Origin of the sequence: Gilvimarinus algae, from assembly GCF_030518215.1 — a bacterium.
GTDB lineage: Bacteria > Pseudomonadota > Gammaproteobacteria > Pseudomonadales > Cellvibrionaceae > Gilvimarinus > Gilvimarinus algae.
On sequence record NZ_JAULRT010000052.1, the window covers coordinates 639,936 to 657,643 of the forward strand.

Annotated in this window: 14 protein-coding genes and 1 tRNA gene; 5 read left to right on the forward strand and 10 right to left on the reverse strand. The window is 55.0% G+C overall.

The window, feature by feature from the left end:
• Positions 1-3: 3 nt before the first annotated feature.
• On the reverse strand, positions 4-954 hold the full coding sequence (locus QWI16_RS10170; protein WP_302712851.1) for an SMP-30/gluconolactonase/LRE family protein: 951 nt from the start codon (positions 952-954) through the stop codon (positions 4-6).
• 487 nt (positions 955-1,441) lie between these two features.
• Between QWI16_RS10170 and acnB the strand changes: the two genes are divergently transcribed.
• The 4 genes from acnB (at position 1,442) to QWI16_RS10190 (ending at position 6,483) form a co-directional block, all read left to right on the forward strand.
• Positions 1,442-4,060 (forward strand): bifunctional aconitate hydratase 2/2-methylisocitrate dehydratase, encoded by a 2,619-nt coding sequence (gene acnB / locus QWI16_RS10175; RefSeq protein ID WP_302712852.1) that lies wholly within the window; start codon positions 1,442-1,444, stop codon positions 4,058-4,060.
• 91 nt (positions 4,061-4,151) lie between these two features.
• Positions 4,152-5,180: a DUF3080 family protein gene (locus QWI16_RS10180; protein WP_302712853.1), complete on the forward strand. Its 1,029-nt coding sequence runs from the start codon at positions 4,152-4,154 to the stop codon at positions 5,178-5,180.
• The gene (locus tag QWI16_RS10185) at positions 5,173-6,009 is read left to right on the forward strand and encodes an SDR family oxidoreductase (RefSeq protein ID WP_302712855.1); all 837 of its coding nucleotides are present in this window, start codon (positions 5,173-5,175) and stop codon (positions 6,007-6,009) included. Before QWI16_RS10180 ends, QWI16_RS10185 begins: the two co-directional genes overlap by 8 nt.
• A gap of 18 nt (positions 6,010-6,027) precedes the next feature.
• Complete coding sequence (locus tag QWI16_RS10190) at positions 6,028-6,483, forward strand: methylglyoxal synthase (protein WP_302712857.1); 456 nt, start codon at positions 6,028-6,030, stop codon at positions 6,481-6,483.
• A 68-nt stretch (positions 6,484-6,551) separates the two neighbouring features.
• On the opposite strand, the gene htpG is transcribed toward QWI16_RS10190, so the two are convergent.
• Both htpG and QWI16_RS10200 read right to left on the reverse strand, forming a co-directional pair.
• Positions 6,552-8,456 (reverse strand): molecular chaperone HtpG, encoded by a 1,905-nt coding sequence (gene htpG, locus QWI16_RS10195; protein WP_302712859.1) that lies wholly within the window; start codon positions 8,454-8,456, stop codon positions 6,552-6,554.
• A gap of 167 nt (positions 8,457-8,623) precedes the next feature.
• Positions 8,624-8,700 (reverse strand) — tRNA-Val (locus QWI16_RS10200).
• A 236-nt stretch (positions 8,701-8,936) separates the two neighbouring features.
• Between QWI16_RS10200 and QWI16_RS10205 the strand changes: the two genes are divergently transcribed.
• Entirely contained in the window at positions 8,937-10,856 is a 1,920-nt protein-coding gene (locus QWI16_RS10205; RefSeq protein ID WP_302712861.1) for a polysaccharide biosynthesis protein, read from the forward strand.
• A 3-nt stretch (positions 10,857-10,859) separates the two neighbouring features.
• Here the strand turns inward: QWI16_RS10205 and QWI16_RS10210 are convergent, their stop codons facing one another.
• From QWI16_RS10210 to ihfB, 7 genes are all read right to left on the reverse strand, one after another.
• Positions 10,860-11,873 (reverse strand): MraY family glycosyltransferase, encoded by a 1,014-nt coding sequence (locus QWI16_RS10210; RefSeq protein ID WP_302712863.1) that lies wholly within the window; start codon positions 11,871-11,873, stop codon positions 10,860-10,862.
• A complete protein-coding gene (locus QWI16_RS10215) occupies positions 11,870-12,829 on the reverse strand; it encodes an NAD-dependent epimerase/dehydratase family protein (RefSeq protein ID WP_302712865.1) in 960 nt (319 codons plus the stop codon). The genes QWI16_RS10210 and QWI16_RS10215 overlap by 4 nt, the downstream gene beginning before the upstream one ends.
• A 2-nt stretch (positions 12,830-12,831) precedes the next feature.
• Positions 12,832-14,241 (reverse strand): mannose-1-phosphate guanylyltransferase/mannose-6-phosphate isomerase, encoded by a 1,410-nt coding sequence (locus QWI16_RS10220; RefSeq protein WP_302712867.1) that lies wholly within the window; start codon positions 14,239-14,241, stop codon positions 12,832-12,834.
• Positions 14,242-14,378: 137 nt separating this feature from the next.
• A complete protein-coding gene (locus QWI16_RS10225) occupies positions 14,379-15,746 on the reverse strand; it encodes a UDP-glucose dehydrogenase family protein (protein WP_302712869.1) in 1,368 nt (455 codons plus the stop codon).
• 100 nt (positions 15,747-15,846) lie between these two features.
• The gene (lapB, locus tag QWI16_RS10230; RefSeq protein ID WP_302712870.1) at positions 15,847-17,034 is read right to left on the reverse strand and encodes a lipopolysaccharide assembly protein LapB; all 1,188 of its coding nucleotides are present in this window, start codon (positions 17,032-17,034) and stop codon (positions 15,847-15,849) included.
• Position 17,035: 1 nt separating this feature from the next.
• The gene (locus tag QWI16_RS10235) at positions 17,036-17,335 is read right to left on the reverse strand and encodes a lipopolysaccharide assembly protein LapA domain-containing protein (RefSeq protein ID WP_302712871.1); all 300 of its coding nucleotides are present in this window, start codon (positions 17,333-17,335) and stop codon (positions 17,036-17,038) included.
• 36 nt (positions 17,336-17,371) lie between these two features.
• Entirely contained in the window at positions 17,372-17,662 is a 291-nt protein-coding gene (gene ihfB, locus QWI16_RS10240; protein ID WP_302712872.1) for an integration host factor subunit beta, read from the reverse strand.
• Positions 17,663-17,708: the final 46 nt, after the last annotated feature.

Below are 17,708 nucleotides of genomic sequence, written 5' to 3' on the forward strand. Positions count from 1 at the left end.
TTGTCAGTAAGGCAAACCGGCCACATCCAGTTCAAGTTTCCACAGCGACCCCATGCCGGTGAGATAGAGTGTCTTGCCCTCGTCCCCACCAAAGGCGCCGTTGGTAACATTGGCATCTAGCTGAATCTGGGCAATAACCTCGCCCTCAGGGTTAACTACCCGCACGCGTTGGGCCGTGTGCTCGGTGATATACAGATTCCCCAGGCAGTCGACGGCCATGCCATCCGGCACGACCACGCCGTCCAGCAGTACGCGCTGGCTGTAAGGAAACTCGCTGGTCAAGTCATAGGCCCGCACATACCCGCTTTCGCCGCCGCCAGCGACATACAGGGTTTTTTCGTCTGGAGAGAGAGATATGCCATTGGGGTTGGCTATGGTGCCATCCAGCAAGCGCACCTTGTCACCATCAACTTGATAGACGCCGGTAACCGGCTGACCACCGGGCGCAGCTCGGCGTTGAAAATCGGGGTCGGTAAAATAAAGTCGGCCATCGCGGTCGACCGTCAGGTCGTTCGGCGAATTAAACACCTCGCCCTTATAGCGCTCTGCCAGAGTCTCGCGCTCTCCAGAATCAAGGTCAAAGCGCGAGACCGCCTTGTACTTGTGCGTGCCCGCCACAAGTTCGCCGTGCTCATCCAGTGCCAACCCATTGCTGCCGGAATCAGCCAGCGCGGTGGTCAACTCACCCTGCGAATAGGCCAGCACTTTCGAGGGGAAGCCATCAGTGAACAAAAAGTGCGAGAAGTACAAGGTACCGTCACGCCAAACCGGTCCCTCGTAGAGTCCTGCAGCAGCGTTGTCTGCTATCGCTATACGTTCAGCGTGAAGCTCTCCCGATGGCGCGGTGCCGGGCTCTGCCGGGCAGCGGTCCCCTGCTTCGCCAGCCTGGGCGCTCAGTGCGCCACTTATCATTCCTAAACCTGCCAAGTAAACGGTGTAAATAGATCGGTTCATGGCAATACCTGTTGCTCTCTTATTGATAGAATATTCATGGCGAGCCCCTCATTCACCTTGGCCGCGCCTAGCGGGGCCATAGTAGCAAAGTGTTTGCGCTAACACAGCATCAATCATACCCCGTTAGCAGCACGTCGCCTATTGAGGTATAATTTGCGCCCGATTTGCCCCTTCGGCCCGTTCCCGATCACTGGATAACCCTGTGGAGGTTGCCATACCTTCGGCACGGCGCTTGGTGCAAGGTTCAGTCGCTCACGCACACTCACTGCGAAGACGGCAGCTTACCCGGCAGCCCCAGGTCTTTGCTAGCGAGCCGGTGAGGACAATAAACCCTGCCCTTGCCCTGCCCTTAGCAACATAGAGCTAGAACAGGCGGTATCGAGTGGGTGAACAGGCCAGAGGCACCCATCCATGTGGGTCATGGATAGCCTCCTAGGCAGCGATCCTGCTAACGGAGTAATTCAATTACAATCAGAGGACCACAATCGTGCTTGAAGCCTACCGCAACCATGTTGCCGAACGCGCCGCCCAGGGCATTCCACCCAAACCCCTCAATGCTGAGCAAGTTGCCGAACTGGTTGAGCTGCTGAAAAATCCGCCCGCCGGCGAACAAGACTACCTGCTGGAGCTGATCAGCGACCGCGTGCCGCCAGGTGTGGACGAGGCCGCCTATGTCAAGGCCGCTTTCCTGAGTGCGCTGATTAACGACGAGGCGCAGTCACCGCTGATCGACAAGCCGCGGGCCGTAGAGCTGCTGGGCCTGATGCACGGCGGTTACAACATCGAAACTCTGGTCTCGCTGCTCGATGACGACACCCTCGCCCCACTTGCGGCCAAGGAACTGAAACACACCTTGCTGATGTTTGATGCCTTCCACGATGTGGAAGACAAAGCCAAAGCCGGTAACGGGTTTGCAAAAGACGTTATTGAATCCTGGGCCAATGCCGAGTGGTTTACCTCGCGCAATAAAGTGGCCGAAAGTACCAAACTGACTGTTTTTAAAGTCACAGGCGAAACCAACACCGACGATTTGTCACCGGCACAAGATGCCTGGTCACGCCCGGACATTCCGCTACACGCGCTCGCGATGTACAAGAATGAGCGCGACGGCATTACCCCCGATGAGCCAGGCAACGTTGGCCCCATCAAGCAAATCGCGGCGCTGAAAGAAAAAGGCCACCCACTGGCATTTGTGGGCGATGTGGTCGGCACAGGCTCATCGCGCAAATCGGCGACCAATTCCGTGCTTTGGTACATCGGCGATGACATCCCGGGTGTGCCCAACAAGCGCACGGGCGGCGTGTGCATCGGCGGCAAAGTCGCTCCTATTTTTTACAACACCATGGAAGATGCCGGCGCACTGGTGTTTGAAGCACCGGTGGATGATCTCAACACCGGTGATGTGATTGACGTGCGCCCTTACGAGGGCAAGATTCTCAACGCGGAAACCGGCACTGTGATTTGCGAGTTTGAGCTGAAATCTCAGGTCTTGCTGGACGAAGTGCAGGCCGGTGGACGAATCCCGCTGATTGTTGGTCGCGGACTCACAGCGAAGGCCCGCGCTTCACTGGGTCTCGGCACCAGCGACGTCTTCCGTCTCCCAGAGCAACCCGCCGACAGCGGCACAGGCTTTACTCTGGCGCAAAAAATGGTCGGTAAGGCCTGCGGCATGGAAGGCGTGCGCCCTGGCACCTACTGCGAGCCCAAGATGACCACCGTTGGCTCGCAGGACACCACCGGCCCCATGACCCGCGACGAGCTGAAAGACCTGGCCTGCCTGGGTTTCTCTGCCGATCTGACCATGCAGTCTTTCTGTCATACGGCGGCTTACCCCAAGCCGGTAGATATTGAAACCCAGCACACCCTGCCGGATTTCATTATGAACCGCGGCGGCGTTTCCCTGCGCCCGGCCGATGGGATTATCCACAGCTGGCTGAACCGCATGCTGCTGCCCGATACCGTAGGCACCGGTGGCGACTCACACACCCGTTTCCCGCTGGGGATTTCCTTTCCGGCCGGCTCTGGCCTTGTGGCTTTTGCCGCAGCCACTGGCGTTATGCCGCTGGATATGCCCGAGTCAGTACTGGTGCGCTTTAAAGGCGAGATGCAACCTGGGATTACCCTGCGCGACCTGGTGAACGCCATCCCCTACTACGCCATCAAAGACGGGCTGTTAACCGTCGAGAAAAAGGGTAAGAAAAACATCTTCTCCGGTCGCATTCTGGAGGTTGAAGGTCTGCCCAATCTGAAAGTGGAACAGGCGTTTGAAATCTCCGATGCCTCTGCCGAGCGCTCTGCTGCGGGCTGCACCATCAAACTGGACAAAGCACCGATTATTGAGTACCTCAACTCCAACATCGTCATGCTGCGCTGGATGATTGAGCAGGGTTACGGCGATGTCCGCACTCTGGAACGTCGCGCGCGCAAGATGGAGCAGTGGCTGGAGAACCCCGAGCTGATGGAAGCCGATGCCGATGCCGAGTATGCCGCGGTTATCGACATCGATTTGGCAGAGATCAAAGAGCCCATTCTCGCCTGCCCGAACGATCCGGACGATGTCAAAACCTTGTCCGACGTGCAGAACACCAAAATTGACGAGGTGTTTATCGGCTCGTGCATGACCAACATCGGCCACTTCCGTGCCGCCGGCAAACTCCTGGATGCCGCCAAGGAAGATCTCGCCACTCGCCTGTGGATTGCCCCGCCGACCAAAATGGATGCTCACCAGCTGATGGAAGAAGGCTATTACAACATCTATGGTCGCAAAGGCGCCCGCACCGAGATGCCCGGATGCTCGCTGTGCATGGGCAACCAGGCGCGCGTTGCGCCCAAGTCCACGGTGGTCTCCACCTCGACCCGCAATTTCCCCAACCGCTTGGGGCAAGGCGCCGACGTCTATCTCGCCTCGGCAGAACTCGCAGCGGTAGCGGCCATTCTGGGCAAAATACCAACACCTGAGGAATACTTGGAATACGCCCGAGACCTCGACAGCATGAGCGCGGACATTTATCGCTACCTCAACTTCAATGAAATTGAGCAGTACCAAAAATCTGCAGACGAGGGCAAGCGCATCGCCGCCGTCGAGATTCAAAATGTTGCGGTCTAGACTGTTCTAAAGTGCGAGAAAGAGGCTCACCCGGCGGGTGGGCCTTTTTTATTTTACGGGTTACAGAAACCAGCGGAGGCAAATCCAGAGTATGATTTTCCGTATCAGCCTGACACTGCTTATGGTGTGCGTGGCTGGCTGTAGCCCCCACAAGGACGCCGAAGCTCTTTTGGATGACTATCTCAAGCGCCTTGAGCGCGTCAGTGGCCTGGAGATCGCTCCTGTCGAGCCCGCAGAGCGCCCCGCCTACCCGCCGAGGCGACTGCTATTACACAGCATAGAGCCACCGGATATCGGCTGGACGGAGCTGTGGGGTTATCGTCATTGCGGCCTGAGCGAGCTTCTGGGTGAGCGCAACAGCGTCCTGGGCAAACACATGCAGGACTCAACGCATTTCGTCATGGATGCGCGGATCATCGAGCGCCTCAGGGCCTGCCTGGAGCTTATCGACGATGATGAACAGAAAGCCTTAACCCGCTCGCTATTGACAATCAAAATCTCGCAGCTCCCCTATCGCTTTAGCAATGCGACAGTGGCCAGCACTGAAATGCAAACGTTCTGGTCATACAGTGCCCCTCCTCTACAGCCAGATAGCGCTGGCATTTCCGCAGCGCTTGAGGCGTTAGGTGTTTGGGCTTCAACCGGTCAAATGGCCGAGTCCAGCACGCCAGAGCTTGTCGTACTTGAGTCGCAAAACTCGGTGCTGCGCCAGCGCGGCGGTGGGCGCACGGTTAAAGCCTTGCTAATGGTGCGAGAAAAGCTCGAAGCGGCGAATACATTGCTCGCCAGCGCCGCCTCCAGCCGTCGCTTTTGTCCCTACAACCACCCTACCGAAGAGCTTGAATGGGCCCGCAATGTCATGCGCAAGGTCTTCATCGGTGAGGTTCAGCCCTACATTGCACAGCTGAACAACAGCAGCTTACAATTGCTGGAAGAATTTTTTGAGCTTGTCGAAATACAGCCGACAGAAACGCAAGAGGCTTTAGCGGATTTTGGCCAGCGGCTTAATCAGACTCAGCAAGACTTTGTCAGTGCGACAAAAAAACACGTAGCCTTATGGCAAGAAGTATTCAACAGCTGTCATTCAAGCCCTAGGACACAAGAACGCACCCATGACTAAAACCAAGAGCATCTTAATCACCGGCGCCTCAAGCGGCATTGGCTATTACTGCGCGAAGGCGCTGCACAGCGACGGTTGGCAGGTGATCGCCAGCTGTCGAAAATCCGCCGACGTATCGCGTCTGCAAGCGGAGGGAATAACCTGCGTGCAGCTCGATGTTAGTGACAGTGACAGCATCCAGGCAGCGCTGACAAGGGCCCTCGAGCTAACCGGCGGAACTCTCGACGCCCTGTTTAACAATGGCGCCTACGGGCAGCCCGGTGCCGTAGAGGACCTAAGCCGGGATACGCTAAGACAGCAATTCGAAACCAATTTTTTCGGTTGGCACGAGCTCACCAACACCGTGATCAAGGTTATGCACCAACAGGGATATGGTCGCATTGTTCACAACAGCTCAGTACTGGGCTTTGCCGCCATGCCTTTTCGCGGCGCTTACAACGCCAGTAAATTCGCGCTTGAAGGGCTGACTGACACCCTGCGTCTGGAGCTGGCGGACACCAACATAAAAGTCTGTCTGATTGAGCCCGGCCCCATTCTCAGTGATTTTCGCAAGAATGCGCTAAAAGCACTGGAAGCCAACATTGATTTCAACAGCAGTCGCCATGGTTTCAAATACGCCGCTGCCACCCACCGACTGAGCAAGCCCGGTGCCGCGTCCAAATTTACCTTGGGACCAGAGGCCGTCTACAAAAAACTCAGGCACGCACTCACAGCCGCTAACCCCAAACCTCGTTACTACGTTACCTTTCCGACGTACCTGATGGGCTATCTAAAGCGGCTACTGCCAACGTCCTTGATGGACAAGATCCTCGGTAAAATCTCCAGCTAACAGAAAGAGACTGCGCGTATGCAATACAAACAAGTCACCCTACCAGCCGCCAAATCCATAGCCTTGGTGGCACACGACAATAAAAAGCCGGATATTGTCCGCTGGTGTGAGAAGCACAAAACGGATCTGGCAAATCATACGCTTTACGCCACAGGCACCACAGGCACTGTGATTCACAAGGCTACGGGACTGAACATCAACCGCCTGATCAGCGGTCCTCTGGGGGGAGACCAGCAAGTAGGGGCATTGATTACCGAGGGGAAAGTCGATTTTTTGATTTTTTTCTGGGACCCGTTCGAGCCCATGCCGCACGACCCCGACGTGAAAGCACTGCTAAGAATTGCCGCCGTCTGGAACATTCCTGTGGCCTGCAATCCCATCAGCGCAGACTTCATGGTGGCCTCACCACTGTTTAACGGCGAATTCACGCGCAATGTGCCCGATTACGAAGGCTACATGAAAAGCCGAACCTAACGATTCTTCGCCCCGTCCGTCAATCAAAGGCCAGCAAAATGGCGCCCGCCCGGGGCGGGCGCCGGCACTCAGTGGCTAAGCTCCAATAATAGCTTGTTCAGGCGTTGCACATAGGCAGCTGGGTCCGCCAAATGGGCACCCTCGGCCAGATTGGCCTGATCAAACAGCACTTCCACCAGGTCGCCAAAGCGGTCTTCATCCTGCTCATGATCCAGCTTTTTCACCAAGGGGTGCTCGGGGTTAACCTCGAAAATCGGCTTAGAATCGGGCACGGTTTGACCCGCAGACTCGAGAAGCCGGCGCATCTGCGCTCCCATCTCGTGTTCGGGTACCACCACACAGGCAGGCGATTCGGTAAGCCGGTGGGTAATTCGCACCTCAGCCACTTTTTCACCAAGCACTTTTTGAACCCGCTCAATCAACGGCTTCAAGGACTCAGCAACTTTTTCCTGAGCCTGCTTGTCTTCTTCGGAGTCCATCTCGCCAAGATCCAACTCACCCTTGCCAATATCTTGCAGCGCCTTGCCATCGTAGTCCATCAGGTGGCTCATCAACCACTCATCAACCCGATCAGACAGCAGCAGGACTTCGATGCCTTTTTTTCGGAATACTTCAAGATGGGGGCTGTTTTTCGCCGTGTTGTGATTCTCTGCAGCGATGTAGTAGATTTTTTCCTGCCCTTCTTTCATCCGCGACAAGTAATCATCAAGAGACTGGTCCTGTGCCGCCGTATTCGTGTGAGTCGTCGCGAAACGTAGCAACTTGGCAATTTTTTCGCGGTTCGCGAAGTCTTCGGCCGGGCCTTCCTTAATAACCTGACCGAACTCTTTCCAAAATTCGGCATAGCGTTCCGGCTCATTCTTGGCAAGTTTGCTGATCATATCCAGCACCCGCTTGGTCAGCGCCGAACGCATGGAGTCAATATTCGGATCTTTTTGCAAAATTTCCCGCGATACGTTCAATGACAAATCGTTGGAATCCACGACGCCTTTGACAAAGCGCAGATACAACGGCAAGAACTGCTCGGCGTCGTCCATGATAAACGTGCGCTGGACGTAGAGTTTCAGACCGCGCGCACCGTCGCGGTTGTATAAATCGAAAGGCGCCTTGGCGGGAATGTACAAAAGACTGGTGTAGTCGAGGTTGCCTTCTACGCGATTGTGACTCCAGGTGAGCGGGTCGGCAAAATCATGGCTGACATGCTTGTAGAACTCTTTGTACTCTTCGTCGCTGACATCGCTGCGAGAACGGGTCCACATGGCTGTAGCGGTATTAACCACCTCTTCTTGTGGCTCCTGCGCGGCCTCATCCTCACCGACAGCTTGAGGCATTTGCATGACCACCGGAATGGCGATATGGTCAGAGTACTTTTTGATGATGGAGCGCAAGCGCCAGTCATCGGCAAACTCGCTGGCACTGCTTTTCAGATGCAGTTCAATAGAAGTACCGCGCGCCGGTTTTTCAATATTTTCGATAACGAACTCGGCCTCGCCGTCACACTCCCAGCGCACGCCCTGATCGGCGGGCACACCCGCTTTACGCGTACGCACCACCACTTTGTCGGCCACAATGAAAGACGAGTAAAAACCCACACCAAACTGACCGATCAATTGAGCATCTTTTTTCTCATCGCCCGTCAGGCTTTGTACGAAGGCTGCCGTGCCGGATTTGGCGATGGTGCCGAGGTTTTCGATGACTTCATCGCGGGTCATGCCAATACCATTATCGCTAATGGTAATGGTATTGGCGTCTTTGTCGACTTCTACCCGGACTTTCAGCTCACTGTCGCCCTCGTAGAGGCTGTCGTCTTTGACCGCCGCAAATCTCAGCTTATCGGCGGCGTCTGAGGCGTTGGAGACGAGCTCACGAAGAAAGATCTCCCGATTGGAATAGAGAGAGTGGATCATCAGGTGCAAAAGCTGCTTGGCTTCGGTTTGAAAGCCGCGGGTTTCTTTTTGCGCTTCTACCGTCATGGGGTCAGGACTCCTGTAATACATAACAACCCAGGCCCGGGGGCCGTTCATTTCAGGTTCAGTAGATGGGGGTAGTATGAGGAAAATCAAGGCTCGAAGCGCGGTGACTGAGCACAGAGAAACCACTTAAGATTTCACAGGCAACAAACTGAAAAATAAAGAAAAATTGGTACGACCGAGTGGACTCGAACCACCGACCCCCACCATGTCAAGGTGGTGCTCTAACCAACTGAGCTACGGTCGTACTGAGGCAGGAAACAGGCCGCTGATGCGTCCCGTATGCAACTGGGCGCGAACTTTACCAAGCCCTTGCGGCGCTGGCAAGCCCTTTCTAATAACAATTTTAAACAGCTTTGTCGGATAAGCTATTGAATAATGGTGAAAAATGCAGAATGAATCTCACCCTTTGACCACAGATGCCGTATAATACCTCGGCGTAAGGACACATATCGCGTGATATCGACATCAAGGCCAACTGCCATGCTCAAAGCGCTATTCGAGTCTTCCCGCACCACCAAACGGCTCATCTCGCTGGCCTACGACTCCCTGGCCATCACACTGTCTCTCTATATTGCCATATGCCTGCGTTTAGGTAGCTTTGATATCCCCGTTACCGAGCGCGAACTGGGGACTTTGGCCATTACCATATTGGCGACCCTCGGTGCGTTCGTCAAAATGGGCATGTACCGCGCCATCTTGCGCTATATGACGCCGCAAGCACTGAATACGGTCTTTTTCGGCACCTGTTTTTCAGCGCTGATTCTCGCCGTGGGCAGCTTCTTCACCCAGTCGTTTATACCTCGCTCAGTGCCCTTTATTTATCTTACAGTCGCACTTATTCTTCTCGGCGGCCCGCGCTTGCTGGTGCATCATATCGTCATGGTTCTCAACGGTAAGCATCTGGGCAAGAGCGAGCCGGTGATTGTCTACGGCGCGGGTTATACCGGGCACCAGCTGCGGCTGGCCCTGAAGGCAACCAATTACAAGGTCGTTGCCTTTGTCGATGATGACTTGACCCGCCAGGGCTCAGTATTTGCCAATATCCGTGTGCAAAGCCCCGCCGAACTCCCACGCATCATCCGCAAGTACGGCGCCACCCGGGTGTTGCTGGCGCTTGGCAACACACCTCACTCGCGCCGGGCACAGATTATCAAGGGCCTCGAACCTCTGGGTGTCAGCGTACAGACCGCCCCGGCCATTCCTGACCTGATCAGCGGACGTGCGCGGATAGAGCATATTCGCGATGTCGACATTGAAGATTTGCTCGGGCGCGACCCGGTCAAAGCCAATGACCAGCTGATGAGCGCCTGCATTACCGACAAAGTCGTAATGGTCACCGGCGCCGGTGGCTCCATTGGGAGCGAATTGTGCCGCCAGATCATTCTCCAGGCGCCACGCCGCCTGGTCCTCTTTGAGCTCAATGAGTTCAGTCTCTATCGGCTCGAAGCCGAGCTCAAGCATATGCTCGAGGGGCAGAGCTTCAGCACAGAAATTATCCCCCTGCTCGGCTCCGTGCAAAAGGAGCACAGGGTCGAAACCATCATGCGAACATTCAGTGTGCAAACGGTTTACCACGCTGCGGCCTATAAACATGTCCCCCTGGTAGAGCACAATATTGTCGAAGGGGTTCGCAACAACGTCTATGGCACTTGGTATACCGCAGAAGCGGCCATCCGCGCGGGTGTAGAATCCTTTGTCCTAGTGTCTACCGATAAAGCCGTGCGACCAACGAATATCATGGGCGCTTCTAAGAGGATGGCCGAGCTGGTCTTACAGGGCCTCTCCCAGCGCCAGACAGACACGCGCTTTACCATGGTTCGCTTTGGCAATGTGCTCGGCTCGTCAGGCTCAGTCGTGCCACTGTTTCGCCAGCAAATTAAAGTCGGCGGCCCCGTGACCGTGACCCACCCGGAGATTATTCGCTATTTTATGACCATTCCCGAGGCAGCTGAGCTCGTCATACAAGCCGGTGCCATGGGTACAGGCGGTGATGTTCTGGTGCTGGATATGGGGGAGCCAGTAAAAATCGTCGATCTAGCTAAGCGCATGATTCACCTGTCCGGCCTGACGGTGAAAGGAGAAGACGAACCGGATGGCGATATCGAAATCACTTACACCGGTTTGCGCCCCGGTGAGAAGCTCTACGAAGAGCTGCTCATTGGTGACAACGTATCAGGCACCATCCACGACCGGATTATGCGCGCAGAGGAGTACTGCCTGAGCTGGCCAGAAACACGAGCCATTCTCGATGAGCTGGACAGAGCCTGTCACGACTACAGTTGTGACAGGGTAAGAGAATTGCTAATGCTGGCACCCACCGGCTACACCACAGAGGAAGATCTTGGTGATGCTGTCTGGCTGCATAAATCCAATACCGCCAAGCTCCGTGTGATTAAGTAAAAACTAGCTAGCGATTTGGGACCTTCGCCCCGCCCCCAAGCGCCACACCAAAGCCACTATAGGCGCGTAGGCCATCAGTAGCGCCAGAAAACCGCTGAACAAACCGGAGACCACCAACCACGCCCAAGGCAGTAGCCACAGCAGATTAATAGCCAATACGGCAAGGGTAACGGGAGTGTGCGAGCCGAGCCGCTGCGCTGTGTGTTGATAGGCATGGGAACGGTGCGCCAGATACACTTTCTCACCATGAAGCGCCCGCCTTATTAGGGTGACCGTCGAGTCCGCGACGAACACACCATAAAGAATCAGCAGCGCCCAGAAATACACCTCCGCCTGCCCCAAAGCTAGTATCGACAAGCCTCCGATTAGGCTTCCGAGAAAACCACTGCCCACATCACCCATAAAAATACGCGCGCGCGGAAAATTCCACACTAAAAAACCCAGAGAACAGGCGGCCACCAACGCGAAAAAAAACCAAACATGGACGGGCTGCCCCGACAGAAACATCAATAGCGCCATATTGCCCAAGACACTGGCAGCCTCTATCGATGCGATGCCGTTAATGCCGTCCATAAAATTAAATAAGTTGATAGACCAAGCCAGCCAAAGCGTCAGTAACACCGCCAACATCATACCCGGCAGTGTGAATCCAACCAATGACAGCTCTAACGGCCAGAGCAAGAAGACCATCAGCGCCGAGCAAGCACCGTGAACACTGAAACGATAACGCGCCGATACGTGGCTGTGATCATCGCGCCACCCTACCCAGGCAACCAGAAACGCCGGTCCAAGCACCGCCCAGACATCAGGGGCCACTGTGTGAGAAACAGCCAGATAAGCCGTGCCAAGGAACGTCACAAGCACGATGGCAAGGCCGCCGCCCCTGGGGGTAACTTGGCGGTGAGAGCTACGCTGGCCGGGAACATCCAATAGCCGATGGTGCAGCGCATAACCTCTCAGAACAGCTGTCAGCGCCAGCGTTATTCCAAACGCCACCAGCAGGAGCGCAAACGTCACCGAGATACACCTATCGCTGCGCGAAAGTGTCGCCCGACTTCGGCAAGCGCACAAGTGGGCTCACACTTGGCCTGCCAACCCAGAAGGCGGGAGAACTTGGAGGCATCCACGGTCAGCGAGCCGCACAGCTTGTCGAACTGCTCGGCTCGTCCTGTTAACCTACAGGCACCTGCAAGCAGGCGAGGCGGGCAGGGAAAAAGTCGCGCAGGCTGTTGCATTCCGTGGGCGAGCGCGCGAATAACCTCCGGGGTACTCAAGTCTTTACCATCACACAACATAAACATCTCATTCGCCGCACCGGGGTGCGTCAGAACAACATCAATAGCGCCCAGAAGATTTTCGAGCCCGAGCATTGAACGCTGATTATTTACGCTGGCAAGCGGCAAAGGCAATCCGCGAGCAATTAGCCTGAGCAGCCTGTCCAAATTACCTTTCACACCCGGACCATACACGAGCGGCAGACGCAAAATGGTTGTCTCCATCGGCAGGCCTGCACTCAGCGAATGCAGATATTGTTCTGCACGATACTTTGAGCGCCCATAAGCCGAGTGTGGCCTGGGAGTATCAAACTCGCAGAGCGGCTGCTCAGCGTTCGGGCCGTTCACAGCTATGGAGCTAAGAAAAACAAAGCGCTTAACCCCGACGCTGGCCGCGGCACGCGCAAGCAAGTGTGTGAACTCGGCATTGATTTGATTAAACAACGCGGCTTGCTGATTATCCGCATCGAGAACATGGGCCTTTGCCGCCGCATGGATGATGTAATCCACGCCTGCTAACTCCGCGGCCATTTGCGCCTCGGCCAGGGTATCGTTCAACACGACATAACCTGGCATCAGTTGGGATTGAGCTCGTACTGTGCCGGTGACCGAATAGTCTTGATGCTTCGCAAGTTCAGACACAAGCGCGCGACCAATAAAACCGGCGGCACCTGTCACGAGAACTCGCTTTACTGCCACGATTAAAACTCTCCGGGAAGGTAGTTGTTAGTGAAGCGAACCACATCGTCTTCACCGAAACAATCCCCAGTTTGAACTTCAATAATATCGAGTGGTTGATCTCCACAGTTGCGAAGGGAGTGGACGTCGCCGACGCGAATATAAACAGACTCGTTTTCCCGGAGAATATCGGTTTTATCACCAACGGTTACTTCCGCCGTTCCGCTCACGACAATCCAATGTTCGGCGCGATGATGATGAACTTGCAATGCGATGCGTGCCCCCGGCTTTATCATCACATGCTTTACTTGATAGTGCGTGCCGATATTGACGGTTTCCACGCTGCCCCAGGGCCGGTAAACCACACTGTGGCGCCGGTGCTCCGACCGACCACTGGCTTTAAGCTGTGCGACCACCTCTTTGACATCCTGCGCCCTGTGGCGATTCATGACCAATAGCGCATCGGGCGTATCAATAATCGCCAGATCTGTCACGCCAACGGCACTAACGAGACGAGCCTGGCTGCGCACGAAGGAGTTTTCGGTATCGTGCAGTATGACATCCCCCTGCACAACATTACCGTTTTCGTCTTTACTCTGGGTGTCGTACACCGAACTCCAGCTACCGACGTCGTTCCAGTCACCGCGGTAGGGAACCACCATGCCCAAATCCGTGCGCTCCATAACCGCCACATCAACTGACACCGATGGCGCCTTTTCAAAAGCGCTCTCCCCTGCACGGATAAAATCCAAGTCCACGTACTTAGTGGCAATAGACTCGGCGACTGCCTCATAAATTTCAGGCTCGAATCGCTTAAGCTCGTCGACAAAAACTCGCGCGGGAAACAGAAACATACCGCTATTCCAATAGTAGTTGCCCGCGGCAAGATACTTTTTAGCGGTTTCCACATCGGGCTTTTCATGGAAGGCACCGATAGACGATACCTCGCCGTATTGAGTCGCTTCAATGTAACCATAGCCGGGTTCCGGATAGCTTGGCACCACACCAAAAGTAACCAGTTTGCCCTCGTCGGCCAGAGCATCCGCCAAGGCAATAGCCGCGCAAAAAGCTTCTGTGTCCTCAATGACATGATCGGCAGGTAACACTAGAATTTTTGCCGCGGATGAACGCTCCAGAGCTTCAAAAGCGGCCAGAGCTACTGCCGCCGCCGTATTTCTCGCCGCCGGCTCCAGTAATATTTCGCCGCTGGCGCCCAACTCTGTGAGCTGTTGAGCAATTAAGAATCGGTGCTCGTTGTTGCAGACAATAATGGGATCTTGCGACAGTTTGCAGGCATGAATCCGGCTTACCGTCTGCTGAATCAGCGTCTGGTTACCGCCGGTGAGATTGATGCATTGCTTGGGATAAAGTTCGCGCGATAGTGGCCACAAGCGATTGCCTGAGCCACCAGCCAGAAGAACTGGGATGATCATAGTATGACTCTAATTGTCTTCATTATGCCGCTCGATAAGCGCTATAAGCGCCATCTTCCTTCCGGTCAAAGCGGCTCGGTCGGAACAGCGTATTTTGACATAATGATGACAATTAGAAAATGCGGGAAATTACGGGCTCAGGCCCTCAACGCCTCCAAAGTTTGTGCTACAGGCTGAAGCACCGCCCCACGCCCCACAGAATAGTAGTTAAACCGGCGTGCCTTTAATCGCTCTGGGTCGTAGACATTGCGCCCGTCGAATATCACATTATCCGCCAGTTCTCGCTGTAACAGCGCAAAATCTGGCGCTCTAAAGGCCTGCCACTCCGTAACCACCACCAGCGCATCCGCGCCTTGCAAGGCTGATTCTTTAGTTCCGCAGAGTCGGAAATCATCGCGCTGACCGTAGAGCCGCTGCGCCTCTTCCATGGCCTCTGGATCATAGGCCTGAACACGCGCGCCTGCACGCCACAAAGCCTCAATGAGCACCCTTGATGGGGCCTCCCGCATATCGTCGGTATTGGGCTTGAAGGCCAGTCCCCAAAGTGCAAAAGTCTTGCCCTGCAAATTATCACCGTAATGGCTGACAATCTTCTCAAACAGCGTGGTTTTCTGGCGCGTATTGCGCACTTCTACCGCCTTGAGAACTTCAGGCTCAAAACCGACCTGATGGGCGGTGTTGATTAACGCTTTAACATCCTTGGGAAAGCAGGATCCGCCATAGCCGACGCCGGGGTAAATAAAGTGGTAGCCGATCCGTGGGTCACTGCCTATTCCCAGACGCACGGCTTCAACGTTAGCACCAAGATGCTCTGCCAGGTTGGCAATTTCGTTCATAAAACTGATTTTGGTCGCCAGCATGCAATTGGCTGCGTACTTGGTCAGCTCTGCGCTACGCACATCCATAATCATGATTTTTTCACGATTTCGGTTAAATGGCGCATAGAGTTCTCGCATCAGCTCTTCAGCGTACTTACTGTCTGTACCGATAATAATACGATCTGGCTTCATACAGTCGGCTACCGCTGAGCCCTCTTTCAGAAACTCGGGGTTGGACACTACCGTAAACACCAAGTCCCGCTTGCGCTCTGACAACGCCTGATCAATCTCAGCGCGCACCGCATCCGCCGTACCCACAGGCACCGTGGACTTGTTGACGACGACAAGATCCCGGTCAATGAAGCTCCCGATGGTGCGAGCGACGGTGAGCACATGCGTTACATCGGCCGCGCCATTCTCATCGGGCGGTGTGCCGACGGCGATAAACTGGATATCGCCATGGCATACGCCATATTCAGGCTGATCGGTGAATTCCAGCCGCCCTGCCGCATGATTATCGATGACTAACGCGCTTAGACCCGGCTCGTAAATCGGAATTTGCCCCTGACGCAAGCGCTCGATTTTGTCGCTGTCGATATCCACACACACGACATGATGCCCCACTTCCGCCAGCGCAGCAGCCTGCACCAACCCCACATAACCGACACCAAATACTGTTACTTTCATCGTCACCCAAGCCTCTTGCCGCTCTCTGACCCGGGCTCAGTAAAGCAACTGATGTTTACAGAATTGTTAAAACAGGAGAAAAGGTACCGGCAAGCGCGGGTTACTCCCCCGCGACACCTCGAATAGGACGCACACTCCCCCAGGTTTTGCACCCTGGGCAGAGCCAGTGCAGGCTGTTGCCGGTAAAGCCGCACTTGTTGCAACAATAGCTGGGCTTCTCTTCGATAACGCGGTCTACCAACTGCTTGAGCAACTGCAGATTTTCTTTTGCTCTCCCCTCAGAATGGGGCAGATGCAGCTCCACTAGACGATTCAGAGTGCGTATACTGGGCCGCTGCTTGAGCTGCTCGGCAATAAAATCAGCTGCCACATAATCGTTTTCCAGCCAGCGAAGACGCTCTGCGATTTTAATCACGAGGCTATTGCTCGGGTACTCGGCGAGCAGTGAGCGCAGGTACTTCTGAAGAGCCTTGGGTTCTCCGATCTTTTCGTAGCACTCGCAAATCATATCCAGCGCTTCGATCAGATAATCGGCGTCCTGCTGGGGAATTTTATGCAGATGATCAAGGGCTTCTCTAAACCTCGACTGATGGATTTCCAAGCGGGCGAAAAGCAGGCTGGCCCTTGCCGAGTCAGAGTCAAACCCCAGAGCTTCCTGCAGGTGGGTACGCGCTTTGGAGAAGTTGCGCTGAGCCATATCTTCCTGCGCCTGCTCGCAGGCAAAGTGGGCCTGCAACTGCTTCAATCCGAGTCCGGACTTAGGGCGGTAGTGCTTACCGTCGAGCTGGCTGGCTGCCGAAATGGCGTTGTCCCACTCATTTTCGTCCTGATAAATCTCGATCAGGTGTTCGAGGGCAGCCTGTTTGTAGGCAGAGGAGATTTTGACCAGTTCAAGCAGCAATGCTTCTGCCCGATCCAGTAAGCCGGATTTGATGTAATCTCGGGCCAGCTCAAGCTGTGACTCGTGCTGCTGACGAGTGTTCAGGCCGGGGCGGGCCAGCAGGTTCTGATGAATTTTGATGGCCTTGGTCACCTCGCCGCGCCGCCGCAGCATATTACCAAGCGCCAAATGTGTCTCCAGCGTGTCACTATTGACCTCTAGGGATCCGATAAAGGCATCAATAGCGCTGTCTGGCTGCTCGTTAAACAGGTAGCTGAGCCCCTTGTAATAATTGAGCGCGTAGTCTTTTGGGTACTGACTTTGAAGGTGCCTTCGGCTCAGGCGACCAAGGGCAAACCCTACTGCCACAGAGACGAACAGAGCGGCAAAAAGAACCAGGGCATCCATATTAATCGCGAAGGCTCTGGCTTCTCAATAATTGGACTTCCTGCTCCAATTGGCGGTTTTGACGCGTCAACTGAGAGAGCCGGCGTTTGCGCCCGAGCGAGGGAAACAACCCGAGCAATAGCCCCAGGAGCAAGCCCACCAGGGTAAACAGAAGCAGCCACACGCCCAAAGCGAGCTGTGGAAGCGGAAAACCCACAAGGGTGACGGCGACAGGCTCGGGGTTTTCCAAGTTAAACAAGTAGCCCAAAAACACCGCCGCCAGCAACAGTAGAATGTAAATCCAGTGACCGACTCGCCTCATAGTGACCTCTTCGGGCGTTGCAGATGCTCAGGTGACTCAGGCTTGAATACTCTCGTTGACCCGATCGCGCATTTCCTTTCCCGGCTTGAAGTGGGGAACGTATTTGCCTTCTAACTCCACCGACTCGCCGGTTTTGGGGTTACGCCCCATTCTCGGCGCCCGGTAATGGAGCGAAAAGCTGCCAAAGCCACGGATCTCAATACGCTCGCCCTCTGCCAGCATTTCGGACATATAGTCCAATAGCAGCTTGACCGCCAGCTCTACATCCCGCACGGGCAGGTGGTCCTGCTTTTCGGATATGTATTCAATAAGCTCTGATTTCGTCATAGCCTGATCTCAGTTGTACGTTGTTGTCCAGGCGGCATCCCGAACC